Raw genomic sequence first — 19,308 nt, 5'->3', positions numbered from 1 at the left:
ACTATTATTTTTTTCATGAGAAAATGAGGAGGATGACAATGAAAAAGAACGTCCGTCTTGTTGCCTTGCTGGCAGCGCTGGTTCTGTTGGTTGGCCTGGTCTCCGGTTGTGGCGGTAGCGGAGGCGGGGAAGAAAACAAAGCCGCGAACGCCAATGAGATTGTTGTTGGCGGTAATTTTGAATTAAGCGGTAACGTGGCCACCTTTGGTACGGCTGCTGTTAACGGCGCCAAACTGTATTTTGATGAAGTAAACGCCGCCGGCGGCGTATTGAACAAGCAGATCAAATTTGTTGACTATGATAATAAATCCGATGCCACCGAGGCTGCCAACGTGGCTACCCGTATGATCACCCAGGACAAAGTCGTGGCCATCCTTGGCGCCACCACTTCCGGCAATACTTTGGGCTACATCCAAGTGGCTACCGACAATAAAATCCCTGTAATAAGCAGTTCCGCCACCAACCCGGATGTTACGGTAGACCCTAATACCCAAAAGGTTCGCGATTATATATTCCGCGCCTGCTTTATCGACCCTTTCCAGGGTACGGTTATGGCAAACTTTTCCATTAAAGACCTGCAAGCTAAAAAAGCAGTTATTTATGTAGATAATAATTCCCCTTATTCCAAGGGTCTGGCTGCCTTCTTTAAAGAGTCCTTCACCAAACAAGGCGGGCAAATCGTTGGGGAAGAAGCTTATGTTCCTGAAGATCAAGATTTTAAAGCCACTTTGACCAAGATTAAAGGGATGAATCCCGATGTGATTTATCTGCCCGGTTACTACGAGCAGGTTGGTAAAATCGTTAAGCAGGGCCGTGAGTTAGGTATCACCGTACCCTTCCTGGGCGGCGACGGCTGGGATTCCCCCAAACTGGCTGAAATTGCCGGCGGCGAAGCCCTGAACGGCACCTATTTCAGCAACCACTACTCTTCCGAACAGGACGATCCCAATGTGAAAGCTTTTGTAGAAAAATATAAGAGCAAATATAATCAAGTTCCCGATTCCATGGCCGCTCTTGGCTACGACGCCGCTGTTCTGCTGGTAGACGCCATTAAGCGTTCCGAAGACGGTACTCCTGAGAAAATCAAGGAAGCTCTGGCTGCCTCCAAGGATGTTCAGACCGTAACCGGCAAACTGACCCTGGATGCATCCCACAACCCGGTGAAGGGTGCTGCCATCCTGGAAATGAAAGATGGCAAGCAAGTCTACAAAACCTATGTGAATCCCTAATAGATCGTTTTATAACCAACGGGTACTGCATGAGGGTGAAGGATCTCCCTCATGCAGTATTTCACAACAACTGATTGGGGTGGCATTCTTTGGAAGTTTTTCTACAACAATTAATTAACGGCATTTCCCTGGGCAGCATTTATGCTTTGATCGCCCTGGGTTATACCATGGTTTACGGGATTGTTAAATTAATCAACTTTGCCCATGGCGACGTATACATGGTGGGCGCTTATCTGGGCTTCTTTGCCACGTCCATCCTGGGCTGGGGATTTCTGCCGGCGCTGATTATGTCCATGCTGGTTTGCGCCATCCTGGGCGTAGTCATTGAAAAACTGGCTTACAAACCCCTGCGTGGCGCGCCTAGAATTGCGGCGCTGATTACGGCCATTGGCGTGTCTTTATTTTTAGAATATGGAACCATGATTATCGTTTCACCTCAGGTCCGTACTTTTCCCCAGGTTTTAACCGAGGTGCACTGGAAATTATTCGGCAATCTTACCATTACCAACCGCCAGGTCATCATTTTGGCTGTAACCATTATTTTAATGCTGCTGCTGCAGTATATTGTCCATAAAACCATGACCGGAAAGGCCATGCGGGCGGTGTCCCACGACCAACAGGCAGCCCGGTTGATGGGAATTAATGTGGATACAACCATTTCAGCAACCTTTGCCATTGGTTCGGCACTGGCTGCCGCTGCCGGCGTGCTGGTCGGCATTTATTACAACGCCATTAACCCGTTGATGGGTCTCATGCCCGGTCTTAAAGCTTTTGTTGCTGCGGTTCTGGGCGGTATTGGCATCATCCCCGGCGCTATGACTGGTGGATTTTTGCTGGGCATCGTGGAAGCAATGGTCAGTGGATATGGTAAATCATTGTACCGCGATCCGGTAGCTTTTATAATCCTGATTATTATCCTCATCGTCAAGCCGGCCGGGCTGTTTGGTAAAAACGTCCGGGAGAAAGTGTAGGTGATGTCAATGTTTGCGCGCAATTTTAAAAAAGACTTTGCTATTTTGCTGGTTTTGGTCGCTGTCTGGGGTCTGGTTCAGTTCTTACTTACAGCCGGTTTTCTAAATCCCTTTTATGAACTGAACTTAATATTGATTGGCATCAATATTATACTGGCCGTCAGCTTAAACCTGATTAACGGATTTAACGGGCAGTTTTCCATCGGCCACGCCGGGTTTATGGCGGTGGGTGCTTATGGCGCGGCCATGATAACGATTAAATCCGGACTGCCTTTTCCTGTGGCTCTGCTGTTTGGCGCCCTGCTGGCGGGTATTTGCGGAATTCTGGTGGGCCTTCCCACCCTGCGCCTGAGGGGGGATTATCTGGCCATTGCAACCCTTGGTTTTGGTGAGATCATTCGTGGCTTAATTGTGAACATCGACTATATCGGAGGTGCCTATGGCCTTTCCGGCATTCCCAAATTGGCCAACTGGACATGGATTTTTTGGTTAACTGTCTTGACAGTAATCATTATTACAAATTTTGTTAATTCAACCCACGGCAGGGCAACCGTATCCATCAGAGAAAATGAAATTGCCGCCGAGGCCATGGGCATTAATACCACCAAGTATAAAGTAATGGCCTTTACCATCGGTTCTCTTTTTGCCGGTCTGGCAGGTGGCCTGCATGCCCATTATTTTTACACCATCCAGCCCAATACCTTTAACTTTTTAAAGTCCTTTGATATCCTGGTCATGGTGGTGCTGGGCGGACAGGGAAGTATTACCGGATCCATTATTGCGGCCATTGGCCTGACCATTATCTCAGCCTTGCTGCAGAAATTGGCAGCCCTGCGCCTGGTTATTTATGCGTTAATCTTAATCATTGTCATGATTTTTAGACCTCAAGGACTGATGGGAACTAAGGAGTTTAGCTTAAAGATTTTCAGCAAGAAATCGAAAGATAAGGAGGGTAAACCACATGGCACTGCTGTCGGTCAATAATTTATCCATATCTTTCGGTGGTCTGAAGGCGGTTTCAGATATGAACCTGGAACTCAACAAAAACGATCTGGGCGGCTTAATTGGTCCTAACGGAGCCGGTAAAACAACGGCTTTTAATATGCTCACCGGGGTCTATCTGCCTACTTCCGGGGATATTACCCTGGAGGGCAAAAGTTTGGTTGGATTAAAGCCCTATCAAATCAACCACCAGGGTGTGGCCAGAACCTTCCAAAACATTCGTTTGTTTGGAGATTTAACAGTGATTGATAACCTGAAAATTGCCTATCACAGCCATGCCAAATACGGTTTGCTGAGCGCCATCTGCCGTCTGCCGGTTTTTTTTGCCGGCGAAAGGGAAATGTATGAAAAATCCATGGACCTGCTGAAAATTTTTAATCTGGATAGCAAACACGATGAACTGGCTAAAAACCTTCCTTATGGTGAGCAGCGCCGTTTGGAGATTGCCCGGGCCATGGCCACGCAGCCCCGTCTGCTGCTGCTGGATGAACCGGCTGCCGGCATGAACCCCCAGGAAACCCATGAACTGATGGAGTTGATTCGCTGGATTCGTAATGAGTTTGACTTAACCATTTTGCTGATCGAACATGATATGTCCCTGGTAATGGGAGTCTGCGAAAAAATTCATGTGCTGGATTATGGTCAAATCATTGCGGTGGGAACTCCCGATGAGATTAAAAATAACCGGCGGGTGATTGAAGCCTATCTGGGAGAGGAGGCCTCCTAATGCTAAAAGTAGAAGACATACAGGTTTATTATGGTGCAATTCATGCCCTGAAAGGCATTTCCCTGGAGGTGCCTCAAGGCCAAATCGTCACCCTGATTGGCGCCAACGGAGCGGGAAAAACCAGTACGCTGAATACCATTTGCGGGTTAATTAAGCCGAAAAGCGGCAAAGTCATTTTCGAGGGCAAAGACATTACCGCAGTGGCTACCCAAGAGATCGTAAAAAGAGGCCTGACCCAGGTACCGGAAGGACGTAGGATTTTTGCCAATATGCCCATCTATGAGAATTTGGAGCTGGGGGCTTTTTTGAATAAAAACAAAAAAGAAGTGGCGGAATCCATGGAAAAGGTTTATGCCCGGTTCCCCAGACTGCTGGAGAGAAAAAATCAATTGGCAGGCAGTCTTTCCGGCGGCGAGCAGCAAATGCTGGCCATGGGACGCGCCCTGATGTCTAAGCCCAGGCTGCTTTTGCTGGATGAGCCCTCCATGGGCCTGTCCCCGATTTTGGTAAAGGAAATTTTCTCTATTATTAAAGAACTGAACGAACAAGGAACCACCATTTTGCTGGTTGAGCAAAATGCCAAAATGGCCTTGTCCATTGCCCACAAGGGCTATGTGGTTGAAACCGGGCGTATTGTTTTGGCCGGGGATGCGAAGGAACTTTTGGAATCACCGGAAGTGAAAAAAGCATATCTCGGGGGCTAATCAAAAAGACCGGCCTATGGTAAAATTAAATGGTTCATTGTCCTCCCGATACAAACATATAGGTTTTTGGGAGGCATTTTTTTAACTACCCCATCAGACGTGGTCTGTCAAAAAATTAAACATTTTAAGGCTTTTACTTTTTAAAACATTCAAAAATAAAGGAATTTTGGGGTTAAATGTTGAAATAAACCGAAGAATGAATAAATATTAACTGGGAAGTGATCAGGTATGGGCGGGTTTCACCGGTTCTACCCGAATGCCTGTGATTTGCGCAGCCTGCCTGTTCAAGAAGTTGACGAGTCGGTTTCTGTTCAGGAAGGACAAAGACTGCTGCAATCGGGGCTGCTGGGCGGAATCTTATTACGCGTAGACGATGTATACCAGGTTATTTTGTCTTCTGATTTAGCCGGTGAAGAGGGAAATCAGCCTCTTAAAACCAAGGCCTGGAGACCGGCTTTGTTTATTCATGCCAGGATGCCGGTAGCTGAACTTTTAGAGCAGTGGATGAAGACGCCCGATGCCGTACCTGTGGTAGCCGACGAGCACGGGGTGCCCCAGGGTGTCATTGATCCCTTGACCTCCGCCGGTGTGCTGCATCATGAATTTACCCGCATTCGCTCTTACCTGGATAGCATTCTGGCCCAGGTCAATGAATGTATCTGTGGCATTGATGACCGCCACAAGGTGGTTATCTGGAATTCCAAGGCGGAAGAGCTTTATGGATATAAGGCCGAAGAGGTCCTGTCTAAACGAATTGAAAACTTTTTTTCCAATCTGCGCATTACCAACTGCATGCATGAAAACAAGGAATTAAAAGGCCACTACCATCAACCCACCGAGGGAACCCACGTTTTAATTAGTGCCGCTCCGGTCACCCATGGGTCTGCGGTGATCGGCGGAATCTCTGTGGAAAAAGACATAACCGAAGTGGTTCAACTGAACCAGGAATTGACCCGGGCCAGTTCCCAGGTAAAACTATTGGAACAGGAAATTAAAAAGATGTCCGGACAAGAGTGCGCCTTTCGCCATTTAACCGGACGCAGTGCAGTGATGCAAGAGCTGATCCGTTTCGGCAAAAAGGTTAGTACAACCGATGCCACCGTTCTGCTGCGGGGAGAAAGCGGCACCGGCAAAGAATTATTTGCCCGAGCCATCCATCAGAACAGCAACCGCTACATGCATCCTTTCATTGTAGTCAACTGCGGAGCCATTCCCAACAACTTATTTGAGAGCGAATTATTTGGTTATGAAGGCGGGGCATTTACCGGTGCCGACAGGAAAGGAAAACCGGGAATGTTTGAACTGGCTAACGAGGGAACGCTTTTTCTGGATGAAGTGGGAGAAATGCCGGTGGAAATGCAGGTCAAGCTGCTCCGGGTTCTTCAGGAGGGAAGTTTCTACCGGGTAGGCGGTTCGGAGCCGGTGCAGGTCAATGTAAGAGTGCTGGCCGCCACGCACCGGGATCTGGAGGCCATGATCAGCCGTCGCCAGTTTCGGGAGGACCTGTATTACCGGCTGAATGTGGTGTCTCTGGAAATTGCCCCTTTGCGGGAGCGGCGGGAAGACATTCCGGAACTGGTTCACCTGTTCGTACAGGAGTTCTGCCAGAAATACGGCAAATCCATTACCAAGATTGAGCCTGCTGTAATGACCTCTTTTCTGGACTACTCCTGGCCGGGCAATGTGAGGGAACTAAAAAATGCCGTGGAAAGACTGGTGGTCTTAACCGAAGGAGAGACCATCACGGAGCAGTCCCTGCCTGAAAATCTCCGCAGAAATACCTATATTTCTCTGGTAACTACGCCCGCTGCCCAGGGAAACCTCATGAATGTGGCGGTGGAGGCGGAGAAACAATTAATTTTAAAAACCCTGCAGCAGGTGAAAGGAAATCGGTCCGAAGCTGCCAGGGTACTGGGAATTCCTCGCAGCACTTTATACTACAAACTTCGTCAACTGGGAATTCCGGCCAAAGGATAATGAATATTTATTTAATTTAGGGAGGTGAGAGGGACTTTTTAGTCGAATACTAATTAAATATATAATTGTATAGGAGGAAGAGAGAAACATATGAAAAAAGGGAAGCTTTGGTTATTAGTAACCCTATTGGCTCTGGCTGCCATGCTGGTAACCGGCTGTGGCGGTGGCGGAGAAGAAAACAAGGCGGCAGATGGCGACAAGGCTGCTGCTGGTGGAGACACCATTAAAATTGGTTTCCTTGGGGCTAAGACCGGCGGCCACGCTGCCTATGGTGTTGAAACCTTAAAAGGGATGAAAATGGCTGCCGAAGATATTAACAAAGCCGGCGGCATTAACGGTAAAAAGATTGAAATTGTTGAAGAAGATCACGGAAGCAAGTCCTCCGAAGGAGCCACTGTTACTCAAAAGCTGATTACCCGTGAACACGTGGTTGCTATCGTGGGCGACCCCACTACCGGCATCACTAAGCTGGCCGCTCCCATTGCCCAGCAAAATAAAGTGGTATTGCTTTCCGCCGGGGCGGTGGGTACCGGTGTGGTTGAAATCGGTGACTACATCTTCCGGGATACCCTGCTGGATGCGGTTGCCGCACCTTCGGTAACCAAATATCTGAAAGAAACCCTTGGCTGGAAAAAAGTAGCGGTTATCACCTCCATGAATAACGATTATAGTGTTGGTTTGACCAAACTCTTTGAAGAAGCCATTGCTGCCAACGGTATTGAAGTAGTGGCCAAACAAAGCATTCAAGACGGTGACCAGAATTTCAGCGCTCAAGTAACCGCCATCAAGGATAAGAATCCCGACGGGATTGTCTTTACCGGATACTATACCGAGGGCGGACTGTTTATGAAAGAAGCCCGCAAGCAGGGTATGACAGCCCTGATGGTAGGTGGCGACGGCCTGCTGTCGGATGTATTGATGGAAATGGGCGGCGAAGCGGTTGAAGGAGCCATGGTTTATTGTGGTTTTGCTGCGGATGAAAACAAAGCTGTGGATAAAACCAAGGCCTTCATTGAGGCTTACAAGGCTGCCAATGAAAACAAACTTCCCGACATGTTCTCGGCCCAGGGTTATGACGCCGTGATGTTGATTGCCGATGCCATTAAGGCTGCCGGCAGTGACGTTCCCGAACAATTCCGTGCCGAGTTGGCCAAGACCAAAGATTGGTCCGGTGTTTCCGGGACCATTACTTTCCGTGAAAACCGTGAGCCCATTAAGAGTCCGGTCTACCTGCTGGAAGTGAAGGACGGTAAATTTGCTGTAAAGGATACAGTTGAAGTTAAGTAATGAATGTTATAAACTAGTATCCATGGGTCGCAGCCATTGCGATAAACGTAATGGCTGCAATCCATGTCTATAATCCCCGTAGGAAGGATGATACTCATGCTATCGCAGCAGTTGCTAAACGGAATCACGCTTGGTGCTACGTATGCGCTGATAGCTCTGGGTTATACCATGGTCTATGGTATTATTCAACTGATTAACTTTGCCCACGGAGAAATTTACATGATTGGGGCCTTCGTCGGGGTTTTCATGGTTGCCATATTAAAACAGGGTTTACTTGTATCCTTGTGTGCCGCTATGATTACCTGTATGGTTTTAGGTGTGACCATTGAACGAATTGCCTACCGGCCCTTACGCCGGTCTACGCGCCTGGCGCCCCTGATTTCAGCCATTGGGGTTTCAATTTTTATCCAGACCTTAATGACCAAGATAAAGGGACCACAACCGGTGGGATTTCCCCATGTCATTGAAGACGCTCTTTATAAGCTTGGGCCCATTGAAGTGACCAAGGTACAGGTACTTATTCTGGTGGTAGCCAGCTTGTTAATGCTGGGACTTCATTTCATTGTTAAATATGTTAAAATTGGCAAGGCCATGAGAGCAGCCTCGGAAGATTACGATACCGCTTCCTTAATGGGAATTAACGTAAACCGGGTCATCTCCTTTACCTTTGCCATTGGCTCAGCCCTGGCGGGTGCCGGCGGCGTGCTGGTGGGTATTTATTTTAACTCGGTCTCTCCCTTTATGGGCGTCTCCGCCGGTTTAAAGGCTTTTTGTGCTGCTGTTTTAGGAGGCATTGGGAGTATTCCGGGCGCCATGCTGGGCGGACTCTTCCTGGGTGTGGCTGAAACCCTGGGAATTGCCGGAGGGTTTGACCTGTATAAGGATGCCATTGCCTTTACCCTCTTAATTATTGTATTGCTTTTCAGACCCACCGGATTGCTGGGGCGTCCAATCCAGAGGAAAGTGTAGGTTGATCACCATGGATAGTATTTTCAGCATGTTTTTAAACGATTACTATATCCAGGTATTAACCATGTTGGGTATTTACCTGGTGGCTGCCCTGGGATTGCACATTATTACCGGTGTTACCGGACAATTGTCCTTTGGCCACGCCGCTTTTTTAAGTATTGGAGCTTATACCGCCGCTATTTTCAGTCTAAGGCTGAACGCACCCTTTGTACTGGCCCTGCTGGCCGGTGGTCTGATGGCCTCCCTCTGGGGCGTTCTGCTGGGTTATCCGACATTAAGACTAACGGGTGATTATTTAGGGATTGCCACACTGGGATTTGGCGAGATTGTACGGGTTGTTTTTCTTAATATGAGTATTACCGGAGGGGCCCTGGGGCTGGCCGGTATTCCCCGTTCCACCACCCTTACCGTGGTGATTGTGGTGGTGGCAATTTCCATCTGGGCCATGGTTCGATTAGAAAATTCCCGCTTTGGCCGCTCGCTGATTGCGATCCGGGAGGATGAGATTGCAGCGGAGGCCATGGGCGTTAATATTACTGCAAGTAAAATCGCGGCCTTTGCCATTGGCACCTTTTTAGCCGGAGTGAGTGGCGGGCTTTACGCACACCTGTTGCAATATTTGAATCCTTCGGACTTTAGTTTTAGCCGCTCCTTTGAATTTTTAACCTTTATCGTTTTAGGCGGGCTGGGAAGCATTCCCGGGGTGCTGTTAGGCACCACGGTACTGACCCTGGCGCCGGAGTTCTTACGGACTATCGCCGATTATCGGATGATGGTTTACGGTTTACTGATGGTGGTCATGATGATTGTACGGCCCAGGGGTTTGCTGGGGGGCGTAAAGATAAGCCGCCTGTTGTCCAGAAAAAAGGGACAGGATAAGGATCCCGACGTACCTAGCAAGGCGAACGAGTGGAGGTGAGCAAATGCCTGAAGCAATCTTGGAATTAGACAATGTTACCATCCGTTTCGGCGGCCTCACTGCGGTGGACAGCGTCAATATGCGAATTGAGCCGGGAACCATCCGGGCCCTGATTGGTCCCAACGGAGCAGGGAAAAGCACCATTTTTAATTTAATTACAGGTATTTATCCGCCGACCTCCGGGAACATCCTCTTTATGGGCAATAAAATCAGTGCTTTAAAACCTCATAGCATTACCAAGATGGGTATTGCCAGAACCTTTCAAAACATCCGCCTATTTGGAGAAATGACCGTGCTGGATAATGTAAAAATTGGACAGCACTGTAGAACCTGTACCGGATTTATGGGGGCGCTGATACGGGGGGGTAAAGCGAAAGCCGAAGAAAAGGCCATTTTGGAGGCCTCTTTAAAGGCCCTTCAATTAATGGAATTGGAACATAAAAAAGACGAATTGGCTATGAATCTGCCTTACGGCGAACAGCGGCGTCTGGAAATTGCCAGAGCCCTGGCCACCGATCCAAAGCTGATCTTATTGGATGAACCCGCCGCCGGTATGAATCCCCAGGAAAAACAGACTTTAATGAGCATGATCCGTAAAATTCAGGAGATGGGCTTAACGATTTTCCTGGTTGAGCACGACATGAAATTTGTGATGAATTTGTCCGATCGCATTGCGGTGCTGGATTATGGTAAAAAAATTGCCGCCGGTTCTCCAGCGGAGATCCAAAAAGACCCGGCCGTAATTGCAGCTTATCTGGGAAAGGAAGTGTGCTGACCCGTGTTGCTTGAAATTAAAGACCTGCATGTTTCCTACGGAGCCATTCGAGCCTTAAAAGGGGTTTCCGTCCAGGTTGGCGAAGGTGAAATTGTGGCCTTGATTGGTGCCAATGGCGCCGGGAAAACCACTACGCTGCGGACCGCTTCAGGACTGATTCGCCCCCAATCTGGGGATATTACCTATAAAGGGAAATCTCTGATTAAAATGCCCCCGCACCAAATTGTCAGTATGGGCATTTCCCAGATTCCCGAGGGACGCAAGGTCTTTACCAGGATGACTGTTCTGGAAAACCTGGAGATGGGGGCGTATATCCGCAAAGACAAGGACAACGTGAAAGCCGATATCCGCAACATATTTCAGCGGTTTCCCCGGTTGGAAGAACGCAAGCATCAATTATCCGGAACATTATCCGGCGGAGAACAGCAGATGCTGGCCATGGGCAGAGCGCTGATGTCGCAACCCAACCTGTTGCTGATGGATGAGCCCTCCATGGGTCTGGCTCCCATGCTGGTTCAAGAAATATTTACGATTATTAAGGAAATCAATCAGACCGGGACAACCATTTTGCTGGTGGAGCAAAATGCCCATATGGCCCTTTCCATTGCCAACCGGGCGTATGTGCTGGAAACCGGCGAAGTGGTTTTGGCGGGGCCGGCTCAGGAATTGGCCAACGACCCGCAGGTTCAAAAGGCCTATCTTGGAGAATAAACCAATCCGCCTTAGAGAAAAGCGATTGTCATTCAATAAAAACCAATAGAACACGGATTTTACGGATTTCCACGGATTTTTTGCTCTTTATTTTCCCATCCGTGTAAATCCGTATAATCCGTTAAATCCATGCTTTATTTTTATCCGCGGTTGTTCGTTGTGATATTGGTTGCTCTTTTGGCACGTTGTTTTTTACAAGGCACTAATACTGTTGTTCATGAAGTTAACACCGTGTTGGTAGACTGGGGTGAGGGTATGCACAAGGGATTTTTAAACGTAAAGGAAATGTTGTACCAGGATCTTATGCCGGTGACCCCGGAGTGGACCATTGGGGAAGTTCGGGAAAAGGGAATCCCCAACCGCCCTGTGGTATTGGTTTATGAGAAAGATCGCTTGGTGGGGGTTTTACTTTGGAAGGATGTTATAAATCGTAATCTTGCGTCCGATGAGCTGGTCAATAAAGTGATGAAAAGAGATTTTTCCGTCCTGGATGAAGAGGATCTGGACCGGGAGATACTGGCTTTTTTGCCTGAATTGCGTTATCACGCCCTGGTCTGCCGAAATGGAGAGGGTGAAGTTTTAGGGGTCTTATCTTACGATCAGGTATTTCATGATCTAGCCCTCCGGGTCTGTGAAACCGAGGCCCGTATTAATGCGGTGGTGGAAACCGTGGAAGAAGCCATCTGTATTGTGGATGCATCCGACAAAGTCCTCACCTGGAACAGCCGGGCTGAAGCCTTATACGGCATTAAGGCCAAAGAGATCCTGGGCAAACCCATTAAAGATTTTTTCTCCAACCTGATTGTGACCAGGGTTAATAAGAAATGGGAAGAAATTCGTTCCCAGCACCACGAAGCGGTGGAAGGGACCCATGTTTTAATTAATGCCACCCCTGTGCGGCTGGGACCGCAAATTATTGGCTCCGTCTCTGCTGAAAGGGACATAACGGAAGTTGTGCAGTTGAATCAAAAATTAAATCAAGCCAGTTGCCAGGTGCAGCGGTTGGAAAAAGAAATTGTACAAATCGCTACCGGCCGCAACCCTTTTTCCATGATCAAAGGGCATCATAAACGCCTGGTGGAGCTGATCCATGTGGCTCGCAAAGTGGCCGACACCCAGGCTGTGGTGCTTCTGCGGGGTGAAAGCGGCACCGGGAAGGAACTGGTGGCCAAAGCCATTCATGAAGCCAGTGGCCGGGCCAAGGAAAGTTTTATCGTCATTAATTGTGCGGCCATTCCTCCCAGTCTTTTTGAAAGTGAAATGTTTGGTTACGAAAGTGGGGCTTTCACCGGAGCGGACAAGAAGGGAAAGGCCGGAGTTTTTGAAATGGCCGACGGAGGCACCCTTTTTCTGGATGAGGTGGGAGAGCTGCCCCTGGATATGCAGGTAAAGATGCTGCGGGTTCTGCAAGACGGCATCTTTTTCAGAGTGGGCGGGTCAATCCCGGTGAAGGTGGATGTGCGGATTATTGCCGCAACCAACCGGGATCTGGAAAAAATGATGGAAGAGGGGACCTTCCGGGAAGATTTATATTACAGACTGAATGTGGTTGCCTTAGAAGTACCTCCCTTGCGGGAACGGCGGGAAGACATTCCCGAACTGGTTTACCTGTTTCTGCAGGAATTTGGTCAATTGTACAATAAAAACATTACCCGGCTGGAACCGGGCGTGATGGCAACCTTTTTAGCCTATTCCTGGCCGGGGAATATTCGCCAGCTTAAAAACGTCATTGAACGGATGGTCATCCTGACGGAAAAGGATGTAGTTCTGGAGAGTTCCATACCGGAGGGGCTGCGTATCAGTTCCCAGCAAGATCAGGCAACCGCTGCGGTGGGGCTGGCATCGGTTACGGAACAAACCGAAAGGGAATTAATCATCAGAACCCTGAAGCAGGTGAACGGTAACCGTTCGGAGGCTGCGCGCATGCTGGGAATTCCCAGGAGCACTCTTTATTACAAAATGCATCAGTTAGGCATTATGTAAAAAATAGAGAAGTGTTTAAAAACACGACACGTTGTACAGAGGTTTGTACAATGTGTCGTGTTTTTTCTTTTAAATCCCTTGCTACTGTCGGTTTTTGTCGTGGGAAACCCCTTTTTAAATATTTATGGGCCTATTAAAATCAAGGGCTGGCGGGTTCGCAGAAGCCATCAATAATTTTATCCGTTCTCCGGGCCAGAGACCAAATGTTTGGCACAAGAATTGCGTTATAGAAACCAGAGGGGGTATCGAGTCATGCGTATTGAACAACATCCAATCTTGGAATTTAAAACCGGACGCAAGGTAACTTTTATCTTCGACGGTAAGAAACTTGAAGGATACGAAGGAGAAACCATCGCCGCCGCCCTTCATGCCGCCGGTGTCCGGACCCTGCGCGAAAGCGGGCATTTACACCGTCCCCGGGGACTTTTTTGTAATATTGGCAACTGTTCTTCCTGTCTGATGGTGGTGAATGGCGAACCCAATGTAAGAGTTTGCGTGGAGCGCCTGCAGGAAGGAATGGTTGTTGAAGCCCAGAAGGGGAAGGGTGAGTTGAAATGAAATATACCGAGATTGCCATTGTCGGAGGAGGACCTGCGGGTTTGGCCGCAGCCCTGAATGCTGCAAAACTGGGGGCCAAGGTGGTTTTAATTGACCGCAATGATTATTTAGGCGGTCAATTAATCAAGCAAACCCACCGTTTTTTCGGCTCCAAACAACAGCGAGCCTCTGAAAGAGGAATTGATATAGCCAGGGAACTGGCCGATGAAGTAATGGCCAACCCGCAGATTAGAGTGCTGACCGAAGCCACTGCCCTGGGCTTTTATGAAGACGGAGTGCTGGCGCTGGAGCAGCATAACAAAATTATCACCCTTCAAGGGGAACGCTTGATTATTGCCACCGGAGGGGCGGAAAAGTCCTTATTGTTCCCCAACAATGACCTGCCGGGGGTATACGGTGCCGGAGCGGTGCAGACCCTGGTCAACGTTTTCGGCGTAAAACCCGGCCAAAGAGTGCTTATGGTGGGCGCCGGAAACATCGGGGTTATTGTCAGCTACCAATTGCTGCAGGCGGGCGTAGAGGTGGCCGCCATTATTGAGGCCGGTCCCCGCATCGGAGCCTACTGGGTCCATGCAGCCAAAGTAGTTCGGGCCGGGGTGCCCATTTATACCCGGCATACCATTCAGCGGGCCCACGGGGAAAGAGAAGTAACCGGAGCCACTCTGGTGCAGTTGGATGATCGCTGGCAGCCCATTCCCGGTACAGAGAAGGAAATGGAGGCGGACGTAATCTGCCTGTCCGTGGGGCTGTCGCCGCTGACGGAACTGCTCTGGCAGGCCGGTTGTAAAATGGCCTTTGTTCCCGAACTGGGCGGGAATGTTCCCTTGAGAAATGAATATCTGGAAACTTCCAAGTCCGGTATTTATGTAGCCGGGGATGTGTCCGGCATTGAAGAGGCTTCCGCAGCCATGATGGAAGGAGCCCTGGCCGGGTTAAATGCTGCGGCCAGTTTAGGATACAGCAGTGATGGTCTGGAACTGGAGAGACAAAATGTCCTTGACCAGTTGGCGGGCCTGCGTTCCGGTCCGGTGGGGGAGAAAATTCGCCAAGGCTTAGCCCAGGCTATGCTTTAGGCTAAAAGGAGTGATACAGATGCTGGCAGTGAACGGCATTCCAACACCGGAAAATCTGGCCGAAGTCTTTCCCAGCCAGGAACGGTTGGCCAAGGGTCCGGTGGCCATTGCCGAGTGTTTTCAAAATATTCCCTGTGATCCCTGCTACCATAGCTGCAAGCAGGGAGCGATCCAGGAATTTGCAGATATTAACGAACGGCCCCGGATTCATTTCGATCAATGCAATGGGTGCGGCACCTGCATGAGCCGCTGCCCGGGATTAGCTATTTTTGTGGTGGATGCCACCTTCTCGGATAACGAGGCGCTGGTAAAAATCCCTTATGAATTCCTTCCGCTGCCCCAAGTGGATGAACGGGTCATTGCCGTGAACCGGGCCGGGCAGGAAGTGGGCGAGGTCCGGGTGATCCGGGTACAAAACAGCAAAATACAGGATAAAACCGCTATTGTATGGCTGGCGGTACCGAAGGAACAGATGATGGAAGTACGGCACTTCAAAATAAAGGAGGTGCGGTAAATGGCCGATGAAAAAAAAGACCTGACCATCCTGTGCCGCTGTGAGGATATTACCGCAGAGGAAATCCGCAGCTACATTGAGCAGGGTATCACGGATTTGGAGCAGTTAAAGCGATTGCTGCGGGTGGGGATGGGCCCCTGTCAGGGAAGAACCTGCACCCCTTTGATTGTTAACGAATTGTCCAGGGCCACCGGTCATCCGGTAAAGGATATACCCCTTACCACCTTCCGCCCACCCACCACACCGGTGAAGCTGGGTGTCTTGGCAGGAGGTGTTGAGCATGAATAAAACGGCGGATTATGTGGTTATCGGCGGTGGCGTCATTGGTTGTTCCATTGCTTATAATCTGGCCCGCAAGGGTGCCCGGAAAATTGTATTAATTGAAAAGAAATACCTGACCAGCGGAGCCACCGGTCGCTGCGGCGCCGGTCTGCGTATGCAGTTCGGCACCGAAACCAACTGCCTGCTGGCTAAAAAAAGTATTGAAATTTATGAGCATCTGGAAGAAGAACTGGATTACCAAGGCAGTATTGAATTGAAGCAAGGCGGTTACCTGCTGCTGGCCTACACCGAGAAAATGGTGGAGCAATTTCATAAAAACCTGGGTGTTCAGCATCAATTGGGCATTCCTTCCCGGTGGGTTACACCGGAAGAATCCAAGGAAATTGTACCCCATTTAAATACCCAGGGGCTGCTGGGGGCTACCTTTTGCCAGAAAGACGGGCACTGCAATCCCTTTAAAACCACCGACGCTTACGCCAAAGCGGCCAGCAGGCTGGGTGTGGAAATCATGACCTACACCGAAGTGACCCGGTTATTGAGCCGGGACGGTAAAATTACCGGAGTTGAAACCGATAAAGGAGTCATTGAAAGTCCGGTGGTGATTCTTTGCGCCGGTTCTTACTCCAAAGACCTGGCGGCTACCATCGGCATTGATCTTCCTTTAACGCCGGAGCGCCACCAGATCCTGGTGACCGAACCGGTGGAAATGATGCAGGAGCCCATGGTGATGAGCTTTTATCATGGACTTTATTGTCAGCAGGTGCCCCATGGGAGCTTTGTGATGGGGCTGGGAGATCCCAATGAACCCAAAGAATACAATCAAAACAGCAGTTGGCAGTTCCTGCATGAGATGGCGGCCAAGGTTACCTTCCTACTGCCTCCTTTGGCCAACCTGCGGGTGGTGCGCCAGTGGGCCGGGCTTTATGACCTGACCCCCGACCGCCAGCAAATTCTAGGCAGTGTGCCGGGTATTGAAGGCTTTCATCTAGCGGCAGGTTTTTCGGGCCACGGTTTTATGATTGCTCCCATGACCGGCCGCCTTATGGCGGAATATATCCTGGGAGAGGAAACCAGCCTGCCCATCAGTATGTTTGACTTCAGCCGTTTTGAACGCGGGGAACTCTATGTGGAGCCCTCGGTAGTGTAAAAAAGAATAGAACGCGGATTTAACGGATCATACGGATTTACGTGGATTAAAAATAATTTGAAAATTGCTTTTTAAAAAATCCGTGGAAATCCGTAAAATCTGCGTTCCATTGGTTCTCTTTTTTTGACAGCATTGGGCAGCATATAAATCCTAAATGAGAATGTATAGGGAAATAAATGGGTAAGAGCGGAAAAACTAAGAAATTGGCTGGTTGACGAGATTTCATTTCAGCGGTACTCTTTTCTTAATTATCAAAATAGTTGGAATAGGAAACGGGTGCCAGGGATGGGGAGTGACTCTGTGAAGGACCGTTCACAAATTCCAAGGCTAAAGCCAACGGGTGTGGTCATTAATCAGGCTTGGTGCAAAAAATGCGGTATCTGCATTGCTTTTTGCAACAAAGGGGTGTTAGCCTTCGGGGAGGGCAACCGGTTGGAAGTGGCTCAACCGGATAAATGCGTGGGGTGTGGTCTCTGTGAGAATTTCTGCCCCGACTATGCCATAACCCTGGAGGTGGCTGAACAATGAACCAGGAACCACGCCTGATGCAGGGGAATGAAGCCTGTGCCGAAGGGGCCATTTATGCGGGAATGCGGTTTTATGCGGGATACCCCATTACGCCTTCCACCGAAATTGCCGAGATTTTGGCCAGAAGATTACCTCAGGTAAACGGGAAATTTATCCAGATGGAAGACGAAATTGCCAGTATGGCGGCGGTGGTGGGAGCCTCTCTCACCGGAGCCAAAAGCATGACCGCCACCAGCGGCCCGGGATTTTCCTTAAAACAAGAAAACATCGGTTATGCCTCCATGGCTGAAATACCTTGTGTGATTGTAAACGTACAAAGGCTTGGGCCCAGTACGGGGGTTGCCACCGCTCCGGCCCAGGGGGATGTTATGCAGGCCCGTTGGGGGACCCACGGAGACCATCCGGTGATTGCCCTGGTGCCTTCATCGGTGCGGGAGACCTTTGATTTAACGGTCAGGGCCTTTAACCTGGCTGAAAGATTCAGAGTTCCGGTGATTCTTTTGATGGATGAAGTGATTGGGCACATGAGAGAGAAGGTCACGCTGCCGGAACCCGGCGATCTGCCCATTTTTAATCGCCTAAAGCCTGACTGTAAAAGGGATGGTTACTATCCTTTCCGGGCCGAGATCCATGAAGCGCCTCCCATGGCCTTCTTTGGTGAAGGCTACCGCTATCACGTTACAGGATTATTTCATGATGAAAGCGGCTTTGCTACCGAAAAATCCCAGATCATTGATACCCAGCTCAAGCGTCTGCATCAAAAGATCTACGCTCATCTGGATGAAATTGTGACCTATCACAGTGACCGGACCGAGGATGCAGAGCTGGTGGTCATCGCCTACGGCGGCACAGCGCGCTCGGTGGCTCGGGCTGTAAAACTGGCCCGGGAGGAAGGCTTAAAGGTGGGCGTTTTTAGACCCCAAACCATTTGGCCCTTTCCGGAAAAGGCGGTGGATCAATTGGCCGCAGCCGGAAAAAAACTGCTGGTGGCTGAAATGAACTACGGACAACTGCTGCTGGAAGTGGAACGGATCAGTCGGGGAAGATGCCTGGTGACCGGCTGTCTGCAGGCGGACGGGGAATTAACCAAGCCGGAAACCATTTTAAATAAAATCAGGGAGGTGTATGGAACATGCTCCCGGTGATTGAACAATATTTTCGTTTGGAGAAACTTCCTCATATGTGGTGTCCGGGCTGCGGGAACGGCATCATTTTACACTGCCTGGTAAAGGCCATTGATCAATTGTGTCTGGATCAGGACCGTACCACCATGGTGTCGGGTATTGGCTGCGCGGCCAGGGCCGCCGGTTACCTGGATTTTGATACCCTCCATACCACCCACGGCCGGGCTCTGGCTTTTGCCACCGGGGTTAAGTTTGCCAAACCGGAATTAAATGTTTTTGTGTTGACCGGTGACGGTGACTGCACCGCCATCGGCGGCAATCATTTTATCCATGCAGCCCGTCGCAATATTAACCTTACCACCATAGTATTTAATAACAACATTTACGGCATGACCGGCGGCCAATATTCACCCATGACACCCAATACCTGCCGGGCCACCACTTCTCCCTACGGCAACCTGGAACGCCCTTTTAATCTGGCGAACCTGGCCATTGCCGCCGGTGCAACCTTCGTAGGGAGGGCCACCACCTATCACACCAAACTGCTGACGGATCTGATCATTGAAGGATATAAAAATAACGGTTTTTCCCTGATTGAAGTGGTAACCCACTGTCCCACCGCCTTCGGGCGGCATAACAAAATGGGTTCGTCGGCAGATATGCTGAAGTGGCAGAAAGATCACGGGATCCCTGCCATGCGTTACGCAAATTTAACGCCCGGGGAACAGGCGGATAAATTTGCGGTGGGGATTCTTCACCGGGGCGAAGCGCCTGAGTATACAGCGGAATACCAGAAGCTGATGGAGAAATTCCAGGGAGGTAGTTAGT

At 49.6% G+C, this 19,308-nt stretch carries 20 protein-coding genes; all 20 read left to right on the top strand.

Features of this window, described 5'->3' with window-relative positions; genetic code table 11:
* Window positions 1–38: 38 nt before the first annotated feature.
* The 20 genes from DESRU_RS11595 (at window position 39) to DESRU_RS11500 (ending at window position 19,307) form a co-directional block, all read left to right on the top strand.
* Window positions 39–1,229: an ABC transporter substrate-binding protein gene (locus DESRU_RS11595; RefSeq protein WP_013842298.1), complete on the top strand. Its 1,191-nt coding sequence runs from the start codon at window positions 39–41 to the stop codon at window positions 1,227–1,229.
* 89 nt (window positions 1,230–1,318) lie between these two features.
* Window positions 1,319–2,200, top strand: a complete 882-nt coding sequence (locus DESRU_RS11590; RefSeq protein WP_013842297.1) for a branched-chain amino acid ABC transporter permease — start codon at window positions 1,319–1,321, stop codon at window positions 2,198–2,200.
* Window positions 2,201–2,203: 3 nt separating this feature from the next.
* On the top strand, window positions 2,204–3,184 hold the full coding sequence (locus tag DESRU_RS11585; RefSeq protein WP_013842296.1) for a branched-chain amino acid ABC transporter permease: 981 nt from the start codon (window positions 2,204–2,206) through the stop codon (window positions 3,182–3,184).
* Window positions 3,162–3,929, top strand: coding sequence for an ABC transporter ATP-binding protein (locus DESRU_RS11580; protein ID WP_013842295.1), 768 nt, complete (start codon window positions 3,162–3,164; stop codon window positions 3,927–3,929). The genes DESRU_RS11585 and DESRU_RS11580 overlap by 23 nt, the downstream gene beginning before the upstream one ends.
* A complete protein-coding gene (locus tag DESRU_RS11575; protein ID WP_013842294.1) occupies window positions 3,929–4,633 on the top strand; it encodes an ABC transporter ATP-binding protein in 705 nt (234 codons plus the stop codon). Before DESRU_RS11580 ends, DESRU_RS11575 begins: the two co-directional genes overlap by 1 nt.
* Before the next feature lie 228 nt (window positions 4,634–4,861).
* Window positions 4,862–6,610, top strand: a complete 1,749-nt coding sequence (locus DESRU_RS11570; protein ID WP_013842293.1) for a sigma-54-dependent Fis family transcriptional regulator — start codon at window positions 4,862–4,864, stop codon at window positions 6,608–6,610.
* 90 nt (window positions 6,611–6,700) lie between these two features.
* Complete coding sequence (locus DESRU_RS11565; protein ID WP_013842292.1) at window positions 6,701–7,897, top strand: ABC transporter substrate-binding protein; 1,197 nt, start codon at window positions 6,701–6,703, stop codon at window positions 7,895–7,897.
* A 96-nt stretch (window positions 7,898–7,993) separates the two neighbouring features.
* Window positions 7,994–8,866 (top strand): branched-chain amino acid ABC transporter permease, encoded by an 873-nt coding sequence (locus DESRU_RS11560; RefSeq protein WP_013842291.1) that lies wholly within the window; start codon window positions 7,994–7,996, stop codon window positions 8,864–8,866.
* Between the two features lie 10 nt (window positions 8,867–8,876).
* Window positions 8,877–9,785 (top strand): branched-chain amino acid ABC transporter permease, encoded by a 909-nt coding sequence (locus DESRU_RS11555; RefSeq protein ID WP_049786798.1) that lies wholly within the window; start codon window positions 8,877–8,879, stop codon window positions 9,783–9,785.
* A 4-nt stretch (window positions 9,786–9,789) separates the two neighbouring features.
* The gene (locus tag DESRU_RS11550) at window positions 9,790–10,560 is read left to right on the top strand and encodes an ABC transporter ATP-binding protein (protein WP_013842289.1); all 771 of its coding nucleotides are present in this window, start codon (window positions 9,790–9,792) and stop codon (window positions 10,558–10,560) included.
* A 3-nt stretch (window positions 10,561–10,563) separates the two neighbouring features.
* Window positions 10,564–11,271: an ABC transporter ATP-binding protein gene (locus DESRU_RS11545; RefSeq protein ID WP_013842288.1), complete on the top strand. Its 708-nt coding sequence runs from the start codon at window positions 10,564–10,566 to the stop codon at window positions 11,269–11,271.
* 255 nt (window positions 11,272–11,526) lie between these two features.
* Window positions 11,527–13,254: a sigma-54-dependent Fis family transcriptional regulator gene (locus DESRU_RS11540; protein WP_041275393.1), complete on the top strand. Its 1,728-nt coding sequence runs from the start codon at window positions 11,527–11,529 to the stop codon at window positions 13,252–13,254.
* A 252-nt stretch (window positions 13,255–13,506) separates the two neighbouring features.
* Window positions 13,507–13,812 carry a (2Fe-2S)-binding protein gene (locus DESRU_RS11535; protein ID WP_013842286.1) on the top strand — a complete coding sequence of 102 codons (306 nt, stop codon included), beginning with the start codon at window positions 13,507–13,509 and terminating at the stop codon, window positions 13,810–13,812.
* On the top strand, window positions 13,809–14,885 hold the full coding sequence (locus tag DESRU_RS11530; RefSeq protein ID WP_013842285.1) for an NAD(P)/FAD-dependent oxidoreductase: 1,077 nt from the start codon (window positions 13,809–13,811) through the stop codon (window positions 14,883–14,885). Before DESRU_RS11535 ends, DESRU_RS11530 begins: the two co-directional genes overlap by 4 nt.
* Before the next feature lie 19 nt (window positions 14,886–14,904).
* The gene (locus DESRU_RS11525) at window positions 14,905–15,399 is read left to right on the top strand and encodes a 4Fe-4S binding protein (RefSeq protein ID WP_013842284.1); all 495 of its coding nucleotides are present in this window, start codon (window positions 14,905–14,907) and stop codon (window positions 15,397–15,399) included.
* Window positions 15,400–15,687: a (2Fe-2S)-binding protein gene (locus DESRU_RS11520; RefSeq protein ID WP_013842283.1), complete on the top strand. Its 288-nt coding sequence runs from the start codon at window positions 15,400–15,402 to the stop codon at window positions 15,685–15,687. It abuts the gene before it with no gap.
* On the top strand, window positions 15,680–16,828 hold the full coding sequence (locus DESRU_RS11515) for an NAD(P)/FAD-dependent oxidoreductase (RefSeq protein WP_013842282.1): 1,149 nt from the start codon (window positions 15,680–15,682) through the stop codon (window positions 16,826–16,828). Before DESRU_RS11520 ends, DESRU_RS11515 begins: the two co-directional genes overlap by 8 nt.
* Window positions 16,829–17,128: 300 nt before the next feature.
* Window positions 17,129–17,356: a 4Fe-4S dicluster domain-containing protein gene (locus tag DESRU_RS11510; RefSeq protein WP_013842281.1), complete on the top strand. Its 228-nt coding sequence runs from the start codon at window positions 17,129–17,131 to the stop codon at window positions 17,354–17,356.
* Window positions 17,353–18,501, top strand: a complete 1,149-nt coding sequence (locus DESRU_RS11505; protein WP_013842280.1) for a 2-oxoacid:acceptor oxidoreductase subunit alpha — start codon at window positions 17,353–17,355, stop codon at window positions 18,499–18,501. Before DESRU_RS11510 ends, DESRU_RS11505 begins: the two co-directional genes overlap by 4 nt.
* Window positions 18,489–19,307, top strand: a complete 819-nt coding sequence (locus tag DESRU_RS11500; protein ID WP_013842279.1) for a 2-oxoacid:ferredoxin oxidoreductase subunit beta — start codon at window positions 18,489–18,491, stop codon at window positions 19,305–19,307. Before DESRU_RS11505 ends, DESRU_RS11500 begins: the two co-directional genes overlap by 13 nt.
* Window position 19,308 lies beyond the last annotated feature (1 nt).

This window comes from Desulforamulus ruminis DSM 2154 (assembly GCF_000215085.1).
Lineage (GTDB): Bacteria > Bacillota > Desulfotomaculia > Desulfotomaculales > Desulfotomaculaceae > Desulfotomaculum > Desulfotomaculum ruminis.
Note: the sequence above shows the minus strand (reverse complement) of the source record. Positions and strands in the feature narration are given on the sequence as shown.

What these genes read in the sequence shown, in the direction of transcription:
- DESRU_RS11595 (WP_013842298.1), top strand. Translation starts at nt 39, where the DNA reads ATGAAAAAGAACGTCCGTCTTGTTGCCTTGCTGGCAGCGCTGGTTCTG.
- DESRU_RS11585 (WP_013842296.1), top strand. Translation starts at nt 2,204, where the DNA reads ATGTCAATGTTTGCGCGCAATTTTAAAAAAGACTTTGCTATTTTGCTG.
- DESRU_RS11580 (WP_013842295.1), top strand. Translation starts at nt 3,162, where the DNA reads ATGGCACTGCTGTCGGTCAATAATTTATCCATATCTTTCGGTGGTCTG.
- DESRU_RS11575 (WP_013842294.1), top strand. Translation starts at nt 3,929, where the DNA reads ATGCTAAAAGTAGAAGACATACAGGTTTATTATGGTGCAATTCATGCC.
- DESRU_RS11570 (WP_013842293.1), top strand. Translation starts at nt 4,862, where the DNA reads ATGGGCGGGTTTCACCGGTTCTACCCGAATGCCTGTGATTTGCGCAGC.
- DESRU_RS11565 (WP_013842292.1), top strand. Translation starts at nt 6,701, where the DNA reads ATGAAAAAAGGGAAGCTTTGGTTATTAGTAACCCTATTGGCTCTGGCT.
- DESRU_RS11560 (WP_013842291.1), top strand. Translation starts at nt 7,994, where the DNA reads ATGCTATCGCAGCAGTTGCTAAACGGAATCACGCTTGGTGCTACGTAT.
- DESRU_RS11555 (WP_049786798.1), top strand. Translation starts at nt 8,877, where the DNA reads ATGGATAGTATTTTCAGCATGTTTTTAAACGATTACTATATCCAGGTA.
- DESRU_RS11550 (WP_013842289.1), top strand. Translation starts at nt 9,790, where the DNA reads ATGCCTGAAGCAATCTTGGAATTAGACAATGTTACCATCCGTTTCGGC.
- DESRU_RS11540 (WP_041275393.1), top strand. Translation starts at nt 11,527, where the DNA reads ATGCACAAGGGATTTTTAAACGTAAAGGAAATGTTGTACCAGGATCTT.
- DESRU_RS11535 (WP_013842286.1), top strand. Translation starts at nt 13,507, where the DNA reads ATGCGTATTGAACAACATCCAATCTTGGAATTTAAAACCGGACGCAAG.
- DESRU_RS11530 (WP_013842285.1), top strand. Translation starts at nt 13,809, where the DNA reads ATGAAATATACCGAGATTGCCATTGTCGGAGGAGGACCTGCGGGTTTG.
- DESRU_RS11525 (WP_013842284.1), top strand. Translation starts at nt 14,905, where the DNA reads ATGCTGGCAGTGAACGGCATTCCAACACCGGAAAATCTGGCCGAAGTC.
- DESRU_RS11520 (WP_013842283.1), top strand. Translation starts at nt 15,400, where the DNA reads ATGGCCGATGAAAAAAAAGACCTGACCATCCTGTGCCGCTGTGAGGAT.
- DESRU_RS11515 (WP_013842282.1), top strand. Translation starts at nt 15,680, where the DNA reads ATGAATAAAACGGCGGATTATGTGGTTATCGGCGGTGGCGTCATTGGT.
- DESRU_RS11505 (WP_013842280.1), top strand. Translation starts at nt 17,353, where the DNA reads ATGAACCAGGAACCACGCCTGATGCAGGGGAATGAAGCCTGTGCCGAA.
- DESRU_RS11500 (WP_013842279.1), top strand. Translation starts at nt 18,489, where the DNA reads ATGCTCCCGGTGATTGAACAATATTTTCGTTTGGAGAAACTTCCTCAT.